Origin of the sequence: Microcoleus sp. B6-A1 (assembly GCF_036705085.1) — a bacterium.
Classification (GTDB): Bacteria; Cyanobacteriota; Cyanobacteriia; order Cyanobacteriales; family Microcoleaceae; genus Microcoleus.
In genome coordinates this window covers 1-4,755 of record NZ_JAUBTU010000023.1, presented here as the reverse complement: position 1 = coordinate 4,755, position 4,755 = coordinate 1, and the positions used below count along the sequence as shown (strand labels likewise).

General features: G+C 45.4%; 6 protein-coding genes. 3 read left to right on the top strand and 3 right to left on the bottom strand.

From position 1 onward, the window contains the following. Positions 1-37: 37 nt before the first annotated feature. The 3 genes from nth to QUB11_RS10665 all read right to left on the bottom strand — a co-directional run bounded on the left by nth (position 38) and on the right by QUB11_RS10665 (position 2,336). On the bottom strand, positions 38-700 hold the full coding sequence (nth, locus tag QUB11_RS10675; protein ID WP_333200319.1) for an endonuclease III: 663 nt from the start codon (positions 698-700) through the stop codon (positions 38-40). Between the two features lie 344 nt (positions 701-1,044). Further along, positions 1,045-2,139 carry an RIP metalloprotease RseP gene (rseP, locus tag QUB11_RS10670; RefSeq protein ID WP_333200322.1) on the bottom strand — a complete coding sequence of 365 codons (1,095 nt, stop codon included), beginning with the start codon at positions 2,137-2,139 and terminating at the stop codon, positions 1,045-1,047. Between the two features lie 35 nt (positions 2,140-2,174). Further along, positions 2,175-2,336, bottom strand: coding sequence for a hypothetical protein (locus tag QUB11_RS10665; RefSeq protein ID WP_333200324.1), 162 nt, complete (start codon positions 2,334-2,336; stop codon positions 2,175-2,177). 57 nt (positions 2,337-2,393) lie between these two features. On the opposite strand from QUB11_RS10665, the gene QUB11_RS10660 reads away from it, so the two are divergent. The 3 genes from QUB11_RS10660 to QUB11_RS10650 all read left to right on the top strand — a co-directional run bounded on the left by QUB11_RS10660 (position 2,394) and on the right by QUB11_RS10650 (position 4,571). Continuing rightward, positions 2,394-3,071: an ATP-dependent Zn protease gene (locus QUB11_RS10660; protein ID WP_333390469.1), complete on the top strand. Its 678-nt coding sequence runs from the start codon at positions 2,394-2,396 to the stop codon at positions 3,069-3,071. Positions 3,072-3,282: 211 nt separating this feature from the next. Continuing rightward, positions 3,283-3,834, top strand: a complete 552-nt coding sequence (locus QUB11_RS10655; protein WP_333200328.1) for a hypothetical protein — start codon at positions 3,283-3,285, stop codon at positions 3,832-3,834. 179 nt (positions 3,835-4,013) lie between these two features. Further along, the gene (locus tag QUB11_RS10650; RefSeq protein ID WP_333390466.1) at positions 4,014-4,571 is read left to right on the top strand and encodes a Uma2 family endonuclease; all 558 of its coding nucleotides are present in this window, start codon (positions 4,014-4,016) and stop codon (positions 4,569-4,571) included. Positions 4,572-4,755: the final 184 nt, after the last annotated feature.

Below are 4,755 nucleotides of genomic sequence, written 5' to 3'. Positions count from 1 at the left end.
CACTCAATTTTTTTAGCAACAGGCAAGATGCCTGTACTTAACCTTGGTGCAACACCAAACTATTAGCAGAAGGGCACAAATCTGCAAGTTCGCAAATATTGCAAGCCGGATTTCTCGCATTACAAACTGCCCTGCCGTGATAAACCAACCGAATCGACCAATTTTCCCAATCCGGCTGCGGCAACAATATCATCAAATCCCGCTCGATCCTTATAGGATCGGTATGTTCGGTCAATCCCAAACGCTGAGTCAAACGTTTGACGTGAGTGTCTACCGTCACGCCCATATTAATACCAAAAGCGTGAGCGAGAACAACATTAGCGGTTTTGCGGGCAACTCCGGGCAATTCTAGTAGCAGTTCCATCCGCTGCGGCACTTGATTGTTAAATTTATTGACGATCGCCTGACAAGCACCTTTAATATTTTTAGACTTATTCCGGTAGAAACCAGTCGATCGCACCAGACTTTCCAATTCTTCTAAATCAGCATTTGCCAAAGCCACCGCATCGGGAAAACGCTCAAACAAAGCCGGCGTTACCAAATTTACTCGATCGTCCGTACACTGAGCCGAGAGAATCGTCGCCACCAGCAACTGCACGGGAGTTTCGTAGTTGAGAGTGCAAGGAGCTTCTGGATAGAGGCGTTTGAGGCGAATCAGAATTTCGAGCGATCGTTGTTTTAAACTTAACTTTTTAGTCATTAGTCATTAGTCATTAGTCATTAGTCATTAGTCATTAGTCATTAGTCATTAGTCATTAGTCATTTGTTATTTGTTTTTAACTTCCAGGCTCTGCCCGGGAATCGATATCCAGAGGCTCTGCCTCACTTGCGGAGGAAAAAAAGGAGAGGGAAAAACAGGAAAATAGGAAAAGGGAAAAGTAGGGATAATTCTTCCTTCTTCCTTCTTCCTGAAATCCGTTACATCCGTTACATCCGTCGAGCGAATCCGTTGCCGAACTTCCTTCTTCCTGAAATCCGTTACATCCGTTACATCCGTCGAGCGAATCCGTTGCCGAACTTCCTTCTTCCCTCTTCCTTCATTTACTATTGCATGAAATTTCGCAAATCAAACCCAGCCAAATTAGCAGTATCGCGAATAATCAAGAAAACTCCCAAACCCAGCAACAACACCAAACCAGTCTGCATGACATTTTCCTGAATGCGGTTCGGCAGAGGCTTGCCCCGCAGTCCTTCTATTAACAGAAAAGCTAGCTGACCGCCGTCCAAAGCAGGTAAAGGCAAGATATTAATCACAGCCAAATTGACGCTAATTAACACCGCATACTGAAACAAACTCGCAGCATCCGATTTCGCAATCCCTGCACCAATCGCCACAATCGCCACAGGCCCGGACAACTTGTCGGCAGTCTGGCTGAAATTGCTAAGTAACTGCCCGAAACCTTGAACCGTCAGCACCACAATCCGCTCAAATTCTTTGGCGGCCTTGCTAAACGCCTCTACAAATCCGGCCCTCTGCCGCACCACAGTGCCGTTAGAAGTTAGCTGCACGCCAATGCGACCTTTGCCGTCGGGCGACTCTTCAGGAGTTACTGTCACCACAAATTTTTGTTCTTGGCGCTGAATTTCCAACGCTAGGGGTTGGTTGGGATGATCTTGGATTGCTGCGACCAATAATTTGACTGCTTCGCCGGAAGCGCCCAATTCCTTGCCGTCAACAGACAGAACAACGTCGCCCGATCGAATTCCCGCTTGTTTGGCGGCCGAACTGACTTCCGCAGCGACTTCCGGGACTTTAACTCCCGGTAGGTAGTTCATTTCTGCCGCGCCGACAGTACCCAATTGCACCACCAACAGGAAGTAAGCAAAAATTAAGTTGGCAATTACCCCTGCGCTAATGACGATCGCCCGATCGAGCACAGGGCGATTTTTGAGCAAATTCGGGTCATTTGGGGGAATTGTACTGTCGGGATCGTCGTCCGGGAAACCCACGAAACCTCCCAGGGGAAAGGCGCGGAGGGCGTATTCAGTTTCCGGGCCTTGGTACTTCCAGAGGATGGGCCCGAAACCAATAGAGAACCGGTTGACGTGGATGTGTTGAAGTCTCGCCGCCAAGAAGTGGCCGAGTTCGTGAACGACAATCAAGATACCTAAAACTGCGATCGCTGCCAAAACTGACATGAAGGATTCCACTAACACTTTTACTGGACTTTGATTTATTTTAATATCTTTTTAATATCGGTGGCTTCGGAGCGGCAATTTTCAGTCAAACTGGAAGATGGAGTTTTTGTCGGAAGTCCCGGCTGCTGCGATCGACCCGACGCTGCCAAACCGATCGCGCGATCGTACCTGAGTTTACCTCTAAAACCCATTCCCATTACCAATTCCCTATTACAAATTACCCATTACCAATTCCCAGTTACCCATTCGCCATTATGAAAGACACTTCTTTGAATATTATCGCTATTTCTATTTTTGCCATCACCGTTTCAATATTGTTGGGGCCCCTATTCAACTTGCCAGAAGCCGTACCTGCGATCGCCACTTTTTGCCTGTTGGGGCTAGCCACCCTCGACAGTTTCCAGTGGCAAGGTCAAGGCGGTACTATTTTATTAGATTGGCTGGGGGGAACTTCCAAACAAAAGCGCGATCGTATCCTTCACCACGAAGCCGGACACTTCCTAGTCGCGTACCTGTTGGGAATTCCAGTAACCAGCTACGCCCTCAACGCTTGGGAAGCATTTAAACAAGGTCAAACAGCCCAAGGCGGCGTCCGATTTGAAGACGAACAATTAGCATCTCAACTCCAAAGTGGCACTCTTTCCGCCCAACTTTTAGACCAATACTGCACAGTGTGGATGGCCGGAATAGTCGCCGAAAAATTTGTTTACGGCAGTGCACAAGGAGGAGCCGAAGACCGCACCAAAATCAGTGCAATTTTAACACAACTGCGCCGTCCAAGTTCCGAGATTCAACTCAAACAAAACTGGGGTTTGCTGCGAGCGAAAAACCTGATCGAAAGCCACAAATCAGCTTACGAAGCCCTAGTAGCAGCAATGGAAGAAAGAGCAACTGTTGCAGAATGCTGCGACATAATTCAGCAAAATTTATAGGAAAAAGATTACGCACTCTTGCCTTATAAACCCGGTTTATATCTAGATTTCTCACAAATACAGGACTTACGCACCGCCTCAATATATAGTGTTTTGTAGGGGCAAACCCCCCGTGGTTGCCCCCATACCTGGAATGATTGCGTAAGTCCTAAAAGACAAAAAATTTGCGTAGAAACCGAGTTTAACAGCCTATTATAGGGATTAAACATTCATGTCAGAACCAAATATTTTCCCAACAACACTGCAAACAGCAAACCCAAATACAGAAAAATTGTTGTGGCTGTTCGGTTTGCGGATCGACCCCGGCACCGAAATACCAAATCTATATACTCTAATTGTCTATGGAGAACAAGAGCCGCCCTTAGTAGCCGGCGGTCAACTTGTATTTTTTACCCGTCCAGAACTAGCGATTAACGCTCTCCAATTGTGCAATATCGATGTCAGCGAACTGGGAAAGCCCCCCACACAAATAGACGCTATTTGCGACATTGCAGAAACGCTATACTTGCTCGATGCCGAAGATTTTGACGAGTCAGCTACTATCCTCAACTGTTTGAACGCGCTTTTCGATTTAGTGAAAGCTACTTTAATACCGATGCCAACTGAATACAAGCGCATACTTTATGATTTTGCCGACCATTTGAATATTGAGGAAGAGTTTGCAAGTTTTTTAGACACAGAAGATATTCAGCGCTCGGAAATTGTCAATGCTATTTTGTGGTGTGTGGGAGCAATAACAGCTAAATCTAGATTGCTGACCTAGCAATTTAAGATTTTATATTTTAGATTGTAGATTGGATATTTTGGATTTAAAGTAGTCCGGGAATATACCAAAGAAACCGGGTTTTTTACCATTGTTAAATTCTCTCATCCAGTATTTTGATAAAAAGCCCGGTTTCTGCCTCTAAGATAATAGATAATATAGCAAAAGGAAATTGTGCCATGACTGTAACAGATGTACGCTTGTGGACTGTAGAGGAATATCGCCGCATGACCGAAACAGGCATTCTCAATCCCGATGAACGAGTCGAATTAATTGACGGGCAAATTATTTCAATGAGTGCAAAAAATCCTCCCCACGCAGCAACTAACCTCTGTGCAGCCGACTATCTGAGAAATCTGTTGGCAGGACTTGCTTTAATTCGCATTCAAGACCCGATCGCTCTAAGCTATAATTCAGAACCAGAACCGGATATTGCTGTAGTGCAAATCGACCCTCGGCTGTACCAAGATTTTCATCCCGCACCAGACAATATTTTCTTATTAATAGAAATAGCTGATACGACTTTAGAAACAGACCGCAAGCGAAAAGCACCGGCTTATGCTAAGGCGGGAATTACTGATTATTGGATACTTGATGTTAACACGCGGCAAGTTTATGTTTTTCGCGAACCGGGCGAGGCAAACTACCGACAAGAAACAGTATTTAATGAAGATGATGTTTTGTCAATGCTGGCTTTTCCAGAAATAGAAGTTCAGATTTCGCAACTGTTTCCTTAAGTCTGTGGGTGGCGGGTTTATCGATATCTTTAGCTACCGATCGATATTTCGGGTAAAACGCGCCCCTTGTATGGTGCGTAGCTGCTACGGTATCTACGAGTATTGTGTATAGCCTTTCTCAGAAAGATGAGGTACAATAACAGCAGTGTGTAAACCAGTTAAAAATATTTGACGATGTAACTTG